Below are 17,689 nucleotides of genomic sequence, written 5' to 3'. Positions count from 1 at the left end.
CGTGGAGCAGCTGCTGCCCTACTACGAGCGCGAGCTGGGCTACCTGCGCCGCAATCTGCGCGACTTCGCCGAACGCTATCCGAAAATCGCCGGACGCCTTCTGATCAGCGGCGAGGTCTGCGAAGACCCGCACATCGAACGCATGATCGAGTCCTTCGCGCTGCTCAACGCACGCATCGCCAAGCGCCTCGACGACGATTACCCGGAATTCACCGAAGCACTGTTCGAGGTGTTGTACCCGCACTACCTGCGGCCTTTTCCCTCGTGCTCGATCGCGCACATGGATGTCGGCGCCGCCGCCAGGCAGCAGACCGGCGCCAGCACCATCCCGCGCGGCACCCAGTTGACGACGCGGCCGGTGCGCGGCGCGGCCTGCACTTTCCGCACCGTGTACCCGATCAGCGTGGCGCCACTGGCCATCGTCGATGCCGCGTTTTCCGCCATTATCCGCTGCCCGGAAGCGGTGCGCCTGCCGGGTGGCGCCGGCGCCGGCCTGAAGCTCACCATCGCCGCCACCGGCGAGCAGACGCCGGGCCAGCTGCAGTTGCCGCGGCTACGCGTGTTCATCGACGGCGAACCCTCGTTCTGCGCGGCGCTGCGCGATGCGCTATTCATGCGTACCGTGGCCGCCTGGGCCGAGGCCGACCGCAGCGGGCGCTGGGTGCCCCTGGACCCGGTGCCGATCCATAGTGCCGGCTTCGACGACGAGGATGCGCTGATCGATTTTCCGGCACGTTCGCATCCCGCCTACCGGCTGCTGACCGAGTACTTCTGCTTTCCCGAGAAATTCAACTTCTTCGACATCGACCTGGCGCAGTTGGCTGCCAGCCTGCCGCCGGGGACCAGGACGCTCACTCTGCACCTGGCCATGTCCGGGCTACGCGCGGACTCGAACACGGCGCGCATGCTGGAGACGCTGTCGACCAACAACCTGCTGCTCGGCTGCACGCCGGTCGTGAATTTGTTCAAGCAGAAGGGCGAGCCGATCCGCCTGACCCATACCAGCGCCAGCTATCCGGTGCTGGCCGACGCGCGCCGCGCTTTCGCCTACGAGGTGCAAGCGATCGATTCGGTTTCGCTGGTGCGGCAGACGCCCCAGGGCGAATCGATCATCGCCTATCAACCCTTCTATTCGCTCAAGCATGCGCAGGCGCCGGACAGCAGCGGCCATTACTGGGCCATGCGGCGCGACGAGACCATGATCGACAAGAGCCCGGGTTTCGAGACCCAGATCACGATCGTCGACGTCGACTTCGACCCGGCGGCAGTAGAGACGGACACACTGAACCTGGAACTCACCTGCACCAACCGCGATCTGCCGTCGCAGCTCACCTACGGTCAGCCCGGCGGCGACTTGTTCCTCGATGGCGGCTCCAGCGTGAAGTCGATCGCTTTTCTGCGCAAGCCCACCAACTCCTGGCGCTTCGAGCACGGACGCGGCACCCACTGGCGTCTGATCTCGCACTTGTCGCTGAACCACCTGTCCCTGACCACGGACGGGATCGACGCTTTCCGCGAGATGCTGGCGCTGTACGACCTGCCGCGCTCGGCCTCCTCGCAGCGCCAGATCGCGGGCATCGTCGGCATCGAACAGAAACCGGCCAGCGCCTGGCTGCCGGGGAACCCGTTCACCTGCCTGGTGCGAGGGGTCGAGGTACGCCTGACGATCGACGAGGAAGCCTTCATCGGCAGCGGCATCCACGCCTTTGCCCACCTGATCGAACGCTTCCTGGCCCTCTACGTTCACGCCAACAGTTTTACCAAGCTGACCATTGTCTCGCACAAGACTGGAGAGGAGTTACTCGCATGTTCGCCAAGAAGCGGCGATTCGAGCCTGCTGTAATCGAGCGTCTGCTCAAGGAGCCCTGGCGCTTCGACTACTTCCAGGCGGTACGCCTGCTCGAGCTCTGGCTCGGGCGCCATGGCAAAGCCAGACCGGACCCGCTGACGGGCGTGCTGCGCTTCCGGAATTCGACCTCGCACCGCTTTCCGGCCAGCCAGCTCGAAGCCATCGACCTTGAAACCCAGGACGACGAAGGTCTCCGCTACGTCCACGTCACGCCCGCCTTCATGGGCCTGCTGGGCTGTGGCGGCGTGCTGCCAGCCCACTACAACGAACGCATCGCCGAGCATGAAGCGCGGCACAAGGACGAAGGCCCGCGCGCCTTCCTCGACACCTTCTCGAACCGCTCGCTGGCCCTGTTCTACGAAGCCTGGCGCAAGTACCGGCTGCCCTTCAAGTACCAGATCGACGGCAAGGACCGCTTCCTGCCGCTGCTGCTCGGCCTGGCCGGCTTCGGCAACACCGGACTGCGTGAACGCCTGTCGCAGGGCAGGTGCGGCGAGGTGCTGGACGAATCGATCGGTTACTTTGCCGCCGCGATCCGGCACCGACCGGCCTCCAGCGCCCAGATCGCGCGCGTGCTGAGCGAGTACTTCGGCCAGTCGGTGGCGGCGGAGCAGTTCGTCGGCCAGTGGTACGACGTGCCATTCGAGCAGCAGACCATACTCGGCCAGGCCACCGCCGTCCTCGGCGCCGGCGCGATGACGGGCGTGCGCGTGTGGCAGCGCGACCTGCGCCTGCGCCTCGTGGTCGGGCCGCTGGACCGCGCCAGCTTCGACGCATTTCTGCCCGGCGGCCTGGCGGCGCGTGCGCTGCACGCGATCCTGACCCTGTTTACGGGCGTGACGCTCGAATACGAAGTGGAACTGGTGCTGCGCGCAGCCGACGTGCGCGAGGTGACATTGCGGGAGGGTTCGAACATCGGCCGTCTGGGCTGGGATGCCTATCTGGTCGAAGGCGAACAGGAACGGCACCGGCGCGACGTGCGCTACGAACTGCACGCACTCTAGCCGGCATCATCGTCGAACAAGCCCTCCCCCTGCCAGCAGCGCAATCCCACCGCCGCCTGCGCCGGCACCGCCTTGCCGGCATACCCCAATCCTTTTACCAGGCGCGGAAAGGCGCGGCAGTAGCTGGACTGCACGCCGGCCAGGCGCGCCAGTTGGGCATAGCTCAGCACCATCCCGTCGGGCAGGGCACGCAGCACCTGCGCCACCCGTGCGCGCCAGTCGTCGTCCCAGGCGGGCAGGATGCGGCCGAGGTCGCGGATGCGGTCGCCGGGCCGGACGATGCCGCCGGCCAGCACCCGTGCCAGCACGCCGCGGCGCCTGCCGATTCGTCCCGAGACGCCGGCTTGAAAGGCATCGAGATGGCCGCAGGCCTCGCACTGGAACATCAGCCGCAGGCGGACCGCATCGCCGATCTGCAGCACGGTGCCGGACGCCAGCTGCGCGGTGTCGAGGTCGACCAGCAGGTTCTCGCCCAGCGTGTGCGCGGGCAGGGCCAGGTCGGCATACACGGCCGCACTGGCCAGCAGCACCTGGCGCGGCGACAGGGGGTCGGCATGGCGGTCGCCGTCGATGCCGGTGCCGGCGATGGCATCAAGTTGCGCCACCAAAGTAGACGCAGCGCTGTGCGGCGCGCGCAAAGCCAGCGCCAGCACTTGTCCGCCGCCGGCGCCAGTTATCAGATGTTCGTCGATCAAGGAGTCCTCATGCGCCAATCCGTCCGTCTGCTGCTGCTGGCCGCCTGCATGGGCGCCGGTCGGGCCGCCATCGCCGAACACAAGCCGGCCGATCCCGCGCAGTATGTCAGCACCCAGCTTACCGTGTCCGGCGCGGACCAGGGGCAGATCGCGCTGGTCTCGCTGAAGGACACGAACTTCGGGCCGCGCCACGTCAAAGGGTTGCGCGACCTGGAAGTCAGGAAGGTCGCCAACTGAATCAGTTAAAACCGTGTGCGCGCAGGATGCGCCGGCCTTCCTCGCCCAGCACGAAGCGGACGAATTGCTCGCCCTGGCGCGAACCTGGAGCGGCGCCGATGCCGTAGCTGCTGCGCACGTTCAGCGCTTCCGGAATACGCACCACGTCCAGCTGCGGCAGGGCTTTCAGGGTGCTGGCCGCATTCGTGCAGTACATGATGTAAGCATCCGTCTTGCCGTCCTCGAAGGCCGTCACGTAAGGCAGCTTCTGGCCGGGCAGGGGCGCGCTGGCCCCCGACAGCTTCAAGGCCTTGGCGTCGAAGACGGCAAAGGTGCCCGGCCGCAGCTTGTCCGCATTCCTGAAGAACTGCCAGGTGTAGTCGCCCATCGGATCGGATACCGGGGTCGAGGTGGCAAGGCGCACCGTGGGCCGCAACAGGACGTCCAGCAGGTTCGCTTCATTCAGGCCCAGTGCAGGCATGGCCACCACACATAAATCGTTGTAGGCGAAGGTTTGCGACTGCACCAGCAGCTTGCGCGCCGCCAGTGCGTCCGTATGGGCCAGGTCGGCGGAGGCGAAGACGTCGATCTGGCGCCCGCCCTCGATGTCCTTGCGCAGCCCACCGGAGGGGCCGAAGTTGGCGGACAACCCGATCCCCGACTGCTTGCGGAAAGCGTCGCCCAGATCCTTCATCACCTCGCGCAGACTGCCGGCCGCGAGGACGGTCACGTCCTTGTCCATCGTTGACTGTGCAAGAGCTGCCGGGGAGAAGAGCGCCCACGCGAGGCCTGCGACTGCGACTGCGCCGGCTCGACGCAGGCTGTTGCCGGAAAAAGCGCCCATCACATGTTCCTTGGCTTATCGATGATGCAATTCTAGCATCGCGACCTAGGCTGGTTTTACTTGAGTTTTGCCATCAACTCACCGAAACAGACGAGCTAGTCTGATCGGGTATGCCCGTTGGGTTCGCATCTTTCCTGGATGCACGACCGGCATATCTTTCCCGGAGAGCACGTCATGAATCGACCAGTACAGCATGCGTTCAGTCCGTCCCGCCGCACCCTTCTCAAAACCGCCGGCCTGGCTGCAGGCGCCGGCATGCTGCCGTTCGGCGCCCCGTTCGCGCAAACCACGGCCAGGCCGGCGCGCTACCGACGATACAACGCGTCGGGTTCGAAGACGGGGGCGCGGATGCTGGAGAGCTATGCGCGCGCCGTGCGGGCGATGCTGGCGCTGCCGCCCGAGGATCCGCGCAACTGGTACCGGATCGCCATGGTGCACACGCTCGACTGCCCGCACGGTAACTGGTGGCTGCTGCCCTGGCACCGCGGCTATCTGGGCTGGTTCGAACAGATCTGCCGCGAGCTGAGCGGCGACCCGCAATTCGCGCTGCCCTACTGGGACTGGACCGCCGAACAAAGAGTCCCCAGCGGCATGTTCAACGACGTGCTCGACCCGACCAACGCCGCCTACATCGCAAACGCCCAGGAATTCGAAGCCCGCCTCAAGACGGCGCTTGCCAACACCGACTACTGGACCGCGCCCGGCGGCGCCTTCGACCGCAATACCCGCTACGGCCAGCTCCTGATCCGCAAATTCCGCTTCGCCGAAGACATCATGTTCGACATCGTCGGCGATCCCTCCGGCCCGCTGTTCTACGACCAGACCAGGGCCCGCGGCATCCGGCGCGAGCAGCCGGCCCTATCCGCCGCCACGATCGACGCGGTGTCGCGATCCACCATCGACGCCGCGCTGGCCGCGCCGGACTTCCAGACCTTCGGCAGCCTGAAGAGCGCCAATCACCACACCATGGCCGGCTTCAGCGTGATCGAAGGCAGGCCGCACAATTCGATCCACCGCTGCGTCGGTTCGCGCGACTGCAACTTCATGGATGCGCAGGGCTTCATGAACAACTTCCTGTCGCCGGTCGACCCGGTCTTCTTCCTGCACCATGCGAACCTGGACCGCTTGTGGGATGTCTGGACCCGCAAGCAGCAGCTGCTCGGCCTGCCGGTGCTGCCCAGCGGCGTCGAGCTGCGCACCGATTTGCCGGACGAGCAGAAATCGGCCGAAGAGAAGAACACCGATTACTACCGCTGGGCGCGCGAACCGGTGCTGTTCTTCGTCGACAGCCAGGGCCGGCCAGTCACCAGGACGCGCACCGAGGATTACGCCTGGACCAGCGCCTTCGACTACGACTACGAACCCGGCACCGGCGAGGACGTGGTGCGGCGTGCTGCGAGCCAGCCGCGGCCCAGGCTGGCGGCGCGGCGCGTGTACACCGGCAAGGTGCAGAACCGCCTGGTGGCGATGACCAGGGCGGCCAGTGCGACGGTGCAGTTGCCATCCAGCGTCGCCAGCCAGAGCGCCGGCGCGGGCAGTACGCTGGTCGCCAACATCACGCTGAATTTTTCGGAGCGGGCCTGCGACGCCTTCGTGGTTCTCCTGAACGGTCCCGACGATCCCTCCGGTATCGAGCCGGGCAGCCCGTTCTACCTGGCGACCATCACCATGATCGGCGGCCACGGCACCTGCGGCACGCTGTCGTATGCGCTGCCGCTCGCCGACAAGCTGGGCCACGCCGCGAATGTCCAGGCGCTGGCGGCGGATGGGGCACTCAAGCTGCGCGTGCTGCCGCTGCATGCCATGATGGGCCACCATGACATGGCGATGGACAACCCGGTCGAGCTGCTGGCGGTGAATGTGGAGTCGTACTGAAGCGCCTACCGAAGCGCCTCAGCGCGACAGCACGTTCAGCACGGCCAGGCTCATCGCCTGCGCGGCGGTCTTGATCGACGGTTCCGGCACCGGCGCATAGAAGGGCGAGTGGTTGAAGGCGATCGGCGTGCCGCCGGGACGCTGGGCCTCCGCCACCGCCTTCGGCTCGTAGACGCCGGTGAAGAAGAACATCGCCGGCACACCCTGCAGCGCGTACAGCGAAAAATCCTCGCTGGCCGTCATCGCCGGCATGCGCTGGGCGTTGGCGGCGCCGAAGGCATCCTTGAACACCGCCTCGGTCTTGCGTACCAGTTCCTCGTTGTTGACGATGGCGGCACCGCCCGCGATCAGCTGCACGTCGGGCGCCGGGGCGCCGGCCATGGCGGCCGAGGCATTCGCCACCCGGCGCACGCCGTCCAGCAGTTTCGCCCGTACTTCCGGGCTGTAGGAGCGGATGGTGCCGCGTACCTGCACCGTGTCCGGGATAATGTTGCCGACCGTGCCGCCGTGGATCGCGCCGATCGTCACCACGCCGAATTCCTTCGGATCCTTCTCGCGGCTGATCACGGTCTGCACGTCGGTCACGAAGCGCGCCGCGATCGCGATCGGATCGAGCGCCTTGTCCGGTGCCGAGCCGTGCCCGCCGCGGCCCTTGAAGACGATCTCGATGGCGTCCGAATTCGACGACACCGGGCCGTCGTTGAAACCGACCGACCCATACGCCAGCGGCCAGGAATGCAGCGCGAACGCATAGTCCGGCTTCGGAAAGCGCTTGAACAGACCATCGTCCAGCATGGCCTTCGCGCCCGATACCGTCTCCTCGGCCGGCTGGCCGATGAACACCAGCGTGCCCTTCCACTGCGCTTTCAGCTCGACCAGCGTGCGCGCCGCACCCAGCCAGCTGGCCATGTGCACATCGTGCCCGCAGCTATGGGTGGCGGGGCCGCGGCTGGCGTAGGGCAGGCCGGTCTTCTCTTCCATCGGCAGGCCATCGAGCTCGGTGCGCACCAGTACCGTCGGCCCGGCGCCGTTGCGCAGCACCGCGACGATGCCGGTCTTGCCGACCTTTTCCGTCACCTCGAAGCCGAGCTTGCGCATCTCGCCCGCCAGTTTATTCGCGGTACGCACTTCCTGGAATGCGGTTTCCGGATGCGCGTGCAGGTCCTTGTAAATCGTGTCCAGCCACGGGTACATGGCGTCGACGCGGCCGGCGACCTGGGTCTTGAAGGGGGCGGCCTGCTGGGCCTGGGCGGTGAGGGACAGCAGCGCGAGCGCTACTCCGGCGGCAAGGTGGCGGATGGGCTTGTTCATCCTGCAAGACTAGCATACAAAAACGAAGCCCAAAAACGTCGTCCCCGCGAAGGCGGGGACCCAAGTACTGCTGGCGTTACCGGAACGCTTGCCAACTTGGGTCCCCGCCTGCGCGGGGACGACGTATTACAGAGCAGGGGCCTCCGTGCAGAGGCCCGCGCTTCTATCAGGCCACCGAAGCCAGCGCCTGGTTGAAGGTCGCGCTCGGACGCATCACGGCTTTCACCTTGGCGTTGTCCGGCTGGTAGTAGCCGCCGATGTCGACCGGCTTGCCCTGGATTTCCAGCAGTTCCGAAACGATCTTCTGCTCGTTCTCGGCCAGGTTCTTGGCCAGCGGCGCGAAGTAGGCGGCCAGTTCGGCATCCTCGGTCTGCGCGGCCAGTTCCTGGGCCCAGTACATCGACAGGTAGAACTGGCTGCCGCGGTTGTCGAGTTCACCGGTCTTCGGCGACGGCGACTTGCGGTTGTCCAGCAGCTTGCCGGTGGCGGCGTCCAGGGTCTGGGCCAGGATCTTGGCCTTGTTCGAACCGGTCTTCAGGCCCAGGTCTTCCAGGCTGACGGCCAGCGCCAGGAACTCGCCCAGCGAATCCCAGCGCAGGTGGTTCTCTTCGACCAGCTGCTGCACGTGCTTCGGTGCCGAGCCGCCGGCGCCGGTTTCGTACATGCCGCCGCCCGCCATCAGCGGCACGATCGACAGCATCTTGGCGCTGGTGCCCAGTTCCAGGATCGGGAACAGGTCGGTCAGGTAGTCGCGCAGGATGTTGCCGGTCACCGAGATGGTGTCCAGGCCGCGGGCCACGCGCTCCAGGGTGTAGCGCATTGCGCGCACCTGCGACATGATCTGGATGTCCAGGCCGGTGGTGTCGTGATCCTTCAGGTAGGTCTTGACCTTCTTGATCAGTTCATTCTCGTGCGGACGGTACGGGTCCAGCCAGAACACGGCCGGCATGCCGGAGTTGCGGGCGCGGGTGACGGCCAGCTTGACCCAGTCGCGGATCGGGGCGTCCTTCACCTGGCACATGCGCCAGATATCGCCCTTCTCGACGTTCTGGCTCATCAGCACTTCGCCGGTGGCGATGTCGGTGATGTTGGCGACGCCGTCTTCCGGGATCTCGAAGGTCTTGTCGTGCGAACCGTATTCTTCGGCTTGCTGCGCCATCAGGCCCACGTTCGGAACGGTGCCCATGGTCTTCGGATCGAAGGCGCCGTGCCATTTGCAGAAGTTGATGATCTCCTGGTAGATACGGGCGAAGGTCGATTCCGGAATGACGGCCTTGACTTCCTTCAGGCGGCCATCGGCGCCGTACATCTTGCCGCCGGCACGGATCATGGCCGGCATCGACGCGTCGACGATCACGTCGTTCGGCGAATGGAAGTTGGTGATGCCCTTGGCCGAATCGACCATGGCCAGCGCCGGACGATGTTCCTGGCAGGCGTGGATGTCGCGGATGATTTCTTCACGCTGCGATTCCGGCAGGGTGGCGATCTTGTTGTACAGATCGGCCATGCCGTTGTTGACGTTCACGCCCAGGCTGTCGAACAGTTCGCCGTGCTTTTCGAAGGCTTCCTTGTAGAAGGTGCGGACGCAGTGGCCGAACACGATCGGGTGCGAAACCTTCATCATGGTCGCCTTGACGTGCAGCGAGAACATCACGCCGCTGTTCTTCGCGTCTTCGATCTGCTTCTCGTAGAAGTCGAGCAGGGCCTTACGGCTCATGAACATCGAATCGATGATCTCGCCGTCCTGCAGCGACACCTTCTGCTTCAGCACCAGGGTCTGGCCGCTCTTGGTCAGCAGTTCCATCTTGACGTCGCGCGCGCGGTCCAGCGTCATCGACTTTTCGCCGTGGTAGAAGTCGCCGTGGGTCATGTGCGACACGTGGGTGCGCGATGCCTGCGACCATTCGCCCATCGAGTGCGGGTTCTTGCGGGCGTATTCCTTGACGGCCTTCGGGGCGCGGCGGTCGGAGTTACCTTCGCGCAGGACCGGGTTCACGGCCGAGCCGATGCACTTGCCGTAGCGGGCCTTGATTTCTTTTTCTTCGTCGGTGGTCGGGTTGGCCGGGTAGTCGGGCAGGTTGTAGCCCTTGCCCTGCAGTTCCTTGATTGCATTGACCAGCTGGGCGACCGAGGCGCTGATGTTCGGCAGCTTGATGATGTTGGCATCGGCCTCGAGGGTCTTCTTGCCCAGTTCGGACAGGGCGTCGGGGACGCGCTGTTCCGGGCTCAGGCGCTCAGGGAACTGGGCCAGAATACGGGCTGCAACCGAAATGTCGCTTTCCTGGATCTTGATGCCGGCAGGTTTGGTAAACGTGCTGACGACGGGCAGGAAGGCGTGAGTGGCCAGCAGGGGCGCCTCGTCGGTTAAGGTGTAGATGATGGTCGGATCGCTGCTCATACGCTTTTTCCTCGGTGTTCGCGAAGGTAGGGAAACTGATAAAAAAATGACATCGACTGTCTGAAGGCTCGCGGGTCACGCAGGCCGTTAGGCGATGATCCTAACCGATCTAACCCGATGCGAGGCGCTTTTCGCCGCGTAGCGACTGTTTCAAATACCTTGCTAAGCGGCCAAGTCTTATATAAGACAGAAGACAAGCGCCATATTATGCACCGCTTTTCGAGCAGACACCACCTTTTCGCACGCGAAGCCAATCGCGCGCCACAGCCCGCCGGCCTGGCGCATTCTCCTCGACACCAGTCTGGCAACCAGTCCGGAGGCGGAAATGCTGTCCATGCGCTTGCGTTTGCCCTTGCCGTTTTCCTTGCCGATCTACCTCGCCGGCCTGAGCGGCGCCCTGCTGGCCGCTTGCGGTGGCGGCGGCAGTGCGCCCGCTACCGGTGCGCCAGGCTCGCCTCCTCCACCGCCACCGGTTGCCCAGCCGCCCGCGCCCACGCCCCTGACGCTGGCCCTGGCGCCGGTCGCCAGCAACCTGGCCAGCCCGACCTTCCTCACCGCGCCGCCGGGCGACGCCCGCCAGTTCATCGTCGAGCGCGCCGGCCGCATCCTGCTGCTGCAGAACGGCGCGCTGCTGGCCCAGCCCTTCCTCGACCTCCGTGCGCTGACCAATGTCACCGGCGAAGGCGGCCTGCTGTCGCTCGCTTTCGACCCGAACTACGCGACCAACGGCCGCTTCTACGTCTACCGCACGAACGCCGATCTCGACATCGTGGTGGAGCGCTACACGGTGTCCGCCGATCCGAACCGGGCCGATGCCGGTTCAGGCATCACCATCATCCGCATTCCGCACCCGACCTTCACGAACCACTTCGGCGGGCTGGTGGCCTTCGGTCCGGACGGCTACCTCTACCTCGGCACCGGCGACGGCGGCTCGGCCGGCGACCCGCCCGGCAATGCGCAGAACCTGAATTCCCTGCTCGGCAAGATGCTGCGCCTGGACGTGAGCAATGCCAGTGCGACGGTCCCCTACACGATCCCGGCCACCAATCCCTACCGCGGCCAGGCCGGCGCCAGGCCCGAGATCTGGGCATATGGCCTGCGCAACCCCTGGCGTTTCAGCTTCGATGCCGACCGGCTGTATATCGCCGACGTAGGCCAGGCCCAGCGCGAGGAAATCGACCTGGCGTCCAGCACCCAGGGCGGGCTGAACTACGGCTGGAACAGGATGGAGGGCAGCAGCTGCTACGGCGCCCAGAGCTGCGACCGGAACGGCCTGGTGCTGCCGATACTCGAATACAGCCACAGCGATGCCGGCAATCCCTGTTCGATCACCGGCGGTTATGTGTACCGCGGCGCGGCGATCCCGGAACTGGCCGGCCGTTATTTCTATTCGGACTACTGCGCCGGCTTCCTGCGCAGTTTCCTGGCTGCCGACGGCAGCGCCACCGAACAGCGCGACTGGAACGTCGCCAAACCGGGGCAGGTCGTGTCCTTCGGCCGCGACGGCCAGGGCGAGCTGTATGTGCTGGCTGGAAACGGAATCTGGAAAGTCGTACGCGGCCAATAAGGTAAGCCAATAAGGCGGGCGCGCCCGGATGAGCGCTTGACGTAGAGTGTTCGATATCTACTGCAAGTGCGAGATGACGATGACGAAACGCAACGACAACCTCTTGCTCGCCGCCGGCGTGCTTGGCGCATTCGGCGTCGGCCTGGTAACGGGAAAAGCCCTGGTCCGCTCGACCCCGGCGTCAGACGACGCGCTGCCCCAGGCCAGCCTCCTCGACACGATCGCCCTCGGCCTCGACGTCTTCGCCCCGGCTGTGGCCAAGGGCGCCATCATCCGCAGACCCAAGGTGGTCGGCCTGGCCGAACGCTTCGCCCTGGACCGGCGCGCCGTGCAGCGCATGCAAAAACTGCGCAACAAATATGGCGAGGGACCGCTGATGTTGCGCCTGCCGATCCGCAAGCAGGCGGTCGTGCTCGCCCCCGCGCATGTGCACCGCGTGCTGAACGAATCGCCCGATCCGTTTTCGCCCGCCAGCACCGAAAAGCGGGCGGCACTGTCGCATTTCGAACCCAAGGGCGTGCTGATCTCGCAGGGCGAGGAGCGCACCGAGCGGCGCGCCTACAACGAAGCCGTGCTCGACCACCGCCAGGCCGTGCATAGTTTGGTGGACAGCTTCCTGCCGAAGGTCGAGGAAGAGGTGGGGCGGATGCTCGCCATCGCGCGCCGCAGGGGAGAACTGGACTGGGACGCCTTCGCCCGCGGCTGGTACCGGCTGGTGCGGCGCGTGGTGTTCGGCGAAAGCGCCGCGGACGACCAGGAACTGAACGACCTGACCGTCAAATTGCGCCGCAACGCCAACTGGGCCATCTTCCACCCGAAGGACAGGCAAGCCCGCGAGCGCTTCTTCGAGCGTATCGCCGGCTATCTGGCGCGCGCCGAACCCGGCAGCCTGGCCGGCATGATGGCCGGCATGCCCACCACGCCCAGGACCGAACCCGTACAGCAGGTGCCGCAATGGCTGTTCGCCTTCGATGCCGCCGGCATGACGACCTTCCGCGCGCTGGCCCTGCTGGCCACGCACCCGGACCAGGCGGCGCGCGCGCGCAAGGACATGCGCAGCGACCCGGCGCGCCAGCACCTACCCTTCCTGCGCGCCACCGTGCTGGAGGCGGTGCGCCTATGGCCGACCACGCCGATGATCCTGCGCCAGAGCACCCGCGCGACGCACTGGGACAATGGCACGATGCCGGCCGACACCGGGGTGCTGGTCTACGCCCCCTTCTTCCACCGCGACGATCAACGCCTGCCGCATGCCGACCTGTTCACGCCGGAGCTGTGGCTGAAGGAGCGCAGCGACAAGGACTGGCCGCTGGTGCCCTTCAGCGAAGGCGCTGCCGGCTGCCCGGGCCGCAACCTGGTGCTGCTGCTGGCCAGCAGCATGCTGGCGGCCCTGCTCGACGGCCGCGCGGTCGAACTGGCGCCCGGCCGGCGCCTCGATCCGGCCCGCCTGCCGGGGACGCTGGACAATTACACGCTGCGCTTCAAGTTCACCGAATAGGCTTATCCACTGATTTGCCGGAACGGGTCCAGCGCCATATCGATCAGCCGCCGCTTGCGCACCACGATCTCGGCCGCCGCCGTCATGCCGTAGCGCAGCGGATAGGCGGTGTCGCCGACCGTGTAGTGGTCGCGCTCGAGCGCGATGCGGCCTTCGTAGACCGGCTGCTTGGTCACGCTGGACAGCTTGGTGGCCGGCGAGATCGTCTGCAGCGTCCCGCCGATGATGCCGTAGCGCTGGTAGGGAAAGGCATTGAATTTCAACTGCACCGGCTGGCCTTCGCGCAGGAAGGCGCGGTCCTGCTCGGCGATCTCGACTTTCAGGATGGGTTTCGTGTTCTTCGGCGCGATGCCGCCCAGCGGCGTGTTGGCCTGGATCTTGTCGCCCGGCTGGGTCGAGGTCACCTCGGTGATCACGCCATCCACCGGCGCCTGGATGCGCAAGAAATTATCCTTGTCGATGTTCTCGAACTGGATGCGCGAGGCGGCGTCGGCCACCAGGCGCGCCGTCTGCACCTGCAGGCGCAGCTTTTCCTCGACATTGGTGGCTTCGCGCGTGGCCGCCTCGTACTGCAGGCGCAGCGACGCCAGCTGCTGGCCGCTGGTTTCCAGCTGCGACTGCGCCTGCGTGGTTTCCAGGCTCTGGCGCGCACTCAGCTCGTTCACCCGCGATTGCGCCACCCGCAGCGCGTTCTCGGCGGCCTGCAGCGCGTTCTTCTTGCCCTCGACCTGCAGCTGCGAGACCCCGCCGCCGCCCGGCAGCGCGAACAGGCGTTCGTACTTGGCGGCTTCGTCGCGGGCGGCAGCGACGGCGCGCTGCGCATCCTCGAGGTTGGCGCGCGCTTCCTGGGTCTGCGCGCGCTGGCCCTGGGCGAGCTGGCTGGTGCCCTCGGCCAGGCGGCGCTGGTGCTGCCTTTCTTCGGTCTCCATCGCTTCCTTCAGCGCCGCCACGCGCTGGTCCAGCAGCGCCTTCTTTTGCGGGAATTCCTTCCATTCGCGTTCGGCATCCTCGAGTTTCAAGCGCGCCTCCAGCGCATTGCGCGCGGCCTCGATCGCGCCGCGCGCGTACAGGCGCGCCACCACGTCGCCCTTCAGCACCGGCTGGCCCTCGGCGATGTAGATGTTGGCCAGCTCGCCGTCGATCGGCGCATACAGGCGCCGCACCTCGGACGCCGGCACCAGGGTACCGGGCGCAGTGACCAGCACGTCGGCGCGGCCGAAGAAGGACCATAGCAGCCCCGCCAGCACCAGCGCGACCATGACCTGGATCGCCAGCCGCGTGTAGCGCCAGGGCTCGGCGGTCAGGATGCTGATGCCCTCGTCGCTGTGGTCTTCCAGCGTGCCGATCAGGGGCCGCAATGCGCCGCTGCCCAGCAGCTTGCCTGCCTTGCTATTCGTTGCCATTGCTGCCTCCGGTCAGCGCCAGCTTGCGCAGGTCGCTCGCCAGCCGGGCCCAGGTGTCGCGGAACGCCGGCACCCAGGCGGCGATGGTGGCGGCGGCGCGCTGGTGCGCCTGCTGCTCATCCTGCCATTGGCCGAGGATGCGGCGGATGCGGGCGAGATCCGCCGGGTTGCGCACCGGCGCCTCGGCCCCGCCGCGCGCGGCGATGAACTGCTCGACCTCGCCGATCCACGCGATCTCCGCCACCAGCGGCGCGGCATCGGCATTGTTCCGGCTCAGGCGGCGCATGTCGGCCAGCAGCTGCGCGGCAGGAGCGAAGCGGCCGGCCTGCAGCTGTGCCATCCAGGCCGGCAATCGGGCTTTCAACAGCGCCTCGGTGCCCAGCGCGCGCAGCTCGGCATTGTCGGGGTCGCGCGCGAGCTGTTCGGCGGCCAGCGTACTGGCGGTGGCGGCATCGCCGCGGTCGAGCAGTTCCTGCAAGTGGCGCTGCGGTGCGCCGGCCTGATGCAGCACCAGCACCGCGCCCAGCACCAGTGCGCTGGCGAGCATCAGCCAGCGCCTGAGCTTCGCCTGCTCGGCATCGCCGGCCGCGCCCAGCGCTTCCAGCAGGCCGGCCGCCATCATCGTGAACTTGCCGCGCGGGCGCTTGCCCGCTTCCTCGGCCGCGGCTGGTGCCTGCGCCGGATTCACCTCGTCCTCCTGGGCGGCGGCGCGGTCGACGCAGAAGATGTCGAGAAAGGAGCCGGCCGAGGCGACGAAAGTGGTGTGGTCGGCCTCCCCCGCCGGCGCTGGCGGCGCGCCCGCGCCCGTGCTGGCGGCCGAAGCGCCATGCGCAATCCGGGTGACGGTCGGATCGGCGGCGGCCTGCGCCGGCGGCTGCTCCCACTGCAGGCCGACGCGGTACACGAAATGGTGGCCGCCGAAGGCCAGCACATCGCCATCCTCGAGCGCATGCGCATGCTCGTCCAGCCGCACCGCGCCGATGAAGGTGCCGTTGGTGCTGCCCAGGTCTTCGATCCAGGGCTGGCCGCCTTTCAGGAAGATGTGGGCATGGCGGCGCGACAAATAGCCGACCTGGTGCGGCTCCTTGTCGCGATAGCGCGCAAAGGTATCGTCGACCTTGCTGATCAGGAAAGGGAAGCTGGTGACGACGATGGTTTCCAGTCCCAGTTCGGGACGCTCAGGCGTCAAGCTCAGTCCGCTGAGGCGCGCCGGCGGGGTGGCCGGCGCCGCTGCCGCCTGCAGGCGCACGCGGTAGGCCAGCACATGCGCAAAATCGATCTCGTCGCCGTCGCGCAGGCGCACGATGCTGTCGCGCACCGGCTTGCCGTTGACGGTGGTGCCGTTCTTGCTGTCCAGGTCCGCCAGCCAGGCACCACCGTTTTCCGTGAAGATGCGCGCATGGCGGCGCGACAGATCGCCGACGATGTCGGGCGGGTAGCCGGCGAAGGGTTGTTCGGTACGGCCGATGGCGAACAGGCTGTCGTCGATGGCGACCGGTCCCAGTTCCGGATGGGTCAGCGGTTCCAGCACGATCGCCACGCGCTGGCTCGCCGCTGCCGCCATCGCCGCCTGGCTGTTGCCGGCCAATGCTTCTTCAGTCCCCATCATTTGCCCGCCACATCGCGCACGACGTCCGGAGGCCAGCCGCCGCCCAGGGCTTTGTACAAAGTCACCGTGTCCGACAGGATCTGCTGCTGGTTGGCCAGCAGCGCCAGCTGCGCGGACAGCAGCGAACGCTCGGTCTCGAACACTTCCAGCTGCGACACCACGCCCTCCTTGCGCTGGGCATCGGTGGTGCTGGCCACCAGCTGCAACTGGTCGACCTGCTGTTGCAGCTCGCTTCTCTGCTTCTTGTGCGCATCGAGATTGACCAGCGCATTCTCGACATCCTCGAAGGCGGCCATCACGGTGCTGCGGTACTCCTGTTCGGCCACTTTGGTCTGCGCCTCGCTGGTCTTGACGCGCGCCTTCACGCTCGGGTCGAGGATGGGGAAATTGATGCTGGGGAGCAGGCCAAACGTAAACGACTTGAGCAGGGAGCCGAGCGCGAAGCTCGAGGTGCCGCCGCGTCCGGTCAGGCTGATCGACGGCAGCTGCGCCAGCTTGGCCTGGCCGGTCAGGTTATACGCTTCCAATACCCGGTATTCAGCGGCGACGACGTCGGGCCGGCGCTTGAGCAGCTGCGAGGGCAGGCCACCCGGCACCTCGGGCACCTTGACGCGCTCCTGCAGGCGTCCGGCCGGCAACCGGTAATCGCCGGCCGGCACGCCGAGCAGGGTGGCGAGAGCGTTGCCGGCCAGCGCGCGCAGGCGCCCCAGTTCGATCAGGTCCGTGCTCAGGCGGTTGACCTCGGCCGATTGCTGCAGCACGCGCGTGTGCGGAATCAGGCCGTTCTGCTCCATCGCCTGGTAAGTGGCCAGGATCTCGCGGTTTTTCTCCAGCGCCTTCTGCTGCTGGGCGATCTGCTCGTCGAATTGCAGGATCTGGAAATAGGTCGTCGACACGTCCGCCACCAGTTTTAGGTAACCGGCGCGCCAGTCGGCCTCGGTGGCGGAAAACTCGGCCTTTTGCGCTTGTACCCCTTTTTCGACCTTGCCCCAGATGTCGATGTCCCAATTGGTCTGGGTGGCGAGGTTGAACTGCTTGGTGAATTTTTGCCCGGTGCTCTTTTCGAAACTGGCGCCGGCGCCGGCATCCAGGGTCGGCAGGGCGCCGGCACGCGCTTCGCCGATCTGCGCATTCGCCACGCCGATGCGCGCCGCCAGCACCGCCAGGTCGACATTGCCGGCGATCGCACGCTGAACCAGCTGATCGAGGGTCGGGTCGCCGAAGCCGCGCCACCAGTCCGGTACGATCCATTCGGTGCGGGAGAAGGGCACGTTCGCCGAATTCGACCAGGCGGCCTTGGCCGGGGTATCGGGGCGCTGGTAGGGCCGCATGCCGACGTCGGCGCAGGCGCCCAGCAGCAGCGTGCCGGCGACAGCGCTGGCGCCAGCCAGGCGTGCGGGAAGGCGCTGGGAGCCCATGC

General features: G+C 66.7%; 13 protein-coding genes. 6 read left to right on the top strand and 7 right to left on the bottom strand.

Annotated features, from left to right (window positions below; genetic code table 11):
* The first annotated feature begins 1 nt into the window (after window position 1).
* Together tssF and tssG are read left to right on the top strand one after the other, a co-directional pair.
* On the top strand, window positions 2–1,843 hold the full coding sequence (tssF, locus tag NX782_RS20825; RefSeq protein WP_258847409.1) for a type VI secretion system baseplate subunit TssF: 1,842 nt from the start codon (window positions 2–4) through the stop codon (window positions 1,841–1,843).
* Entirely contained in the window at window positions 1,807–2,853 is a 1,047-nt protein-coding gene (gene tssG / locus NX782_RS20820; RefSeq protein WP_258847408.1) for a type VI secretion system baseplate subunit TssG, read from the top strand. The genes tssF and tssG overlap by 37 nt, the downstream gene beginning before the upstream one ends.
* Here the strand turns inward: tssG and NX782_RS20815 are convergent.
* Window positions 2,850–3,548: an MOSC domain-containing protein gene (locus NX782_RS20815; protein ID WP_258847407.1), complete on the bottom strand. Its 699-nt coding sequence runs from the start codon at window positions 3,546–3,548 to the stop codon at window positions 2,850–2,852. The genes tssG and NX782_RS20815 overlap by 4 nt on opposite strands.
* Before the next feature lie 9 nt (window positions 3,549–3,557).
* On the opposite strand from NX782_RS20815, the gene NX782_RS20810 reads away from it, so the two are divergent.
* The gene (locus NX782_RS20810; protein WP_258847406.1) at window positions 3,558–3,785 is read left to right on the top strand and encodes a hypothetical protein; all 228 of its coding nucleotides are present in this window, start codon (window positions 3,558–3,560) and stop codon (window positions 3,783–3,785) included.
* A gap of 1 nt (window position 3,786) precedes the next feature.
* Here NX782_RS20810 and NX782_RS20805 read toward each other — a convergent pair whose 3' ends face one another.
* Window positions 3,787–4,494: an extracellular solute-binding protein gene (locus NX782_RS20805; protein WP_258847405.1), complete on the bottom strand. Its 708-nt coding sequence runs from the start codon at window positions 4,492–4,494 to the stop codon at window positions 3,787–3,789.
* Between the two features lie 288 nt (window positions 4,495–4,782).
* On the opposite strand from NX782_RS20805, the gene NX782_RS20800 reads away from it, so the two are divergent.
* A complete protein-coding gene (locus NX782_RS20800; RefSeq protein WP_258847404.1) occupies window positions 4,783–6,483 on the top strand; it encodes a tyrosinase family protein in 1,701 nt (566 codons plus the stop codon).
* An 18-nt stretch (window positions 6,484–6,501) separates the two neighbouring features.
* On the opposite strand, the gene NX782_RS20795 is transcribed toward NX782_RS20800, so the two are convergent.
* Together NX782_RS20795 and NX782_RS20790 are read right to left on the bottom strand one after the other, a co-directional pair.
* Window positions 6,502–7,794, bottom strand: a complete 1,293-nt coding sequence (locus NX782_RS20795; RefSeq protein WP_258847403.1) for an amidohydrolase — start codon at window positions 7,792–7,794, stop codon at window positions 6,502–6,504.
* A gap of 166 nt (window positions 7,795–7,960) precedes the next feature.
* Entirely contained in the window at window positions 7,961–10,192 is a 2,232-nt protein-coding gene (locus tag NX782_RS20790; protein WP_258847402.1) for an NADP-dependent isocitrate dehydrogenase, read from the bottom strand.
* A gap of 325 nt (window positions 10,193–10,517) precedes the next feature.
* On the opposite strand from NX782_RS20790, the gene NX782_RS20785 reads away from it, so the two are divergent.
* Window positions 10,518–11,759, top strand: a complete 1,242-nt coding sequence (locus NX782_RS20785) for a PQQ-dependent sugar dehydrogenase (RefSeq protein WP_258847401.1) — start codon at window positions 10,518–10,520, stop codon at window positions 11,757–11,759.
* A gap of 79 nt (window positions 11,760–11,838) precedes the next feature.
* Window positions 11,839–13,257 (top strand): cytochrome P450, encoded by a 1,419-nt coding sequence (locus NX782_RS20780; protein ID WP_258847400.1) that lies wholly within the window; start codon window positions 11,839–11,841, stop codon window positions 13,255–13,257.
* A 2-nt stretch (window positions 13,258–13,259) separates the two neighbouring features.
* Here NX782_RS20780 and NX782_RS20775 read toward each other — a convergent pair whose 3' ends face one another.
* The 3 genes from NX782_RS20775 to NX782_RS20765 are packed head-to-tail and all read right to left on the bottom strand — an operon-like array spanning window position 13,260 to window position 17,687.
* On the bottom strand, window positions 13,260–14,660 hold the full coding sequence (locus NX782_RS20775) for a beta-barrel domain-containing protein (protein ID WP_258847399.1): 1,401 nt from the start codon (window positions 14,658–14,660) through the stop codon (window positions 13,260–13,262).
* Window positions 14,647–16,269 (bottom strand): FHA domain-containing protein, encoded by a 1,623-nt coding sequence (locus NX782_RS20770; protein WP_258847398.1) that lies wholly within the window; start codon window positions 16,267–16,269, stop codon window positions 14,647–14,649. Before NX782_RS20770 ends, NX782_RS20775 begins: the two co-directional genes overlap by 14 nt.
* Window positions 16,266–17,687, bottom strand: a complete 1,422-nt coding sequence (locus NX782_RS20765; protein ID WP_258847397.1) for an efflux transporter outer membrane subunit — start codon at window positions 17,685–17,687, stop codon at window positions 16,266–16,268. The genes NX782_RS20770 and NX782_RS20765 overlap by 4 nt, the downstream gene beginning before the upstream one ends.
* Window positions 17,688–17,689 lie beyond the last annotated feature (2 nt).

Source organism: Massilia norwichensis, from assembly GCF_024753245.1.
Taxonomy (GTDB): domain Bacteria; phylum Pseudomonadota; class Gammaproteobacteria; order Burkholderiales; family Burkholderiaceae_D; genus Telluria; species Telluria norwichensis.
The sequence above is the reverse complement of the archived record's forward strand: the minus strand, read 5'-3'. Positions and strand labels throughout refer to the sequence as shown.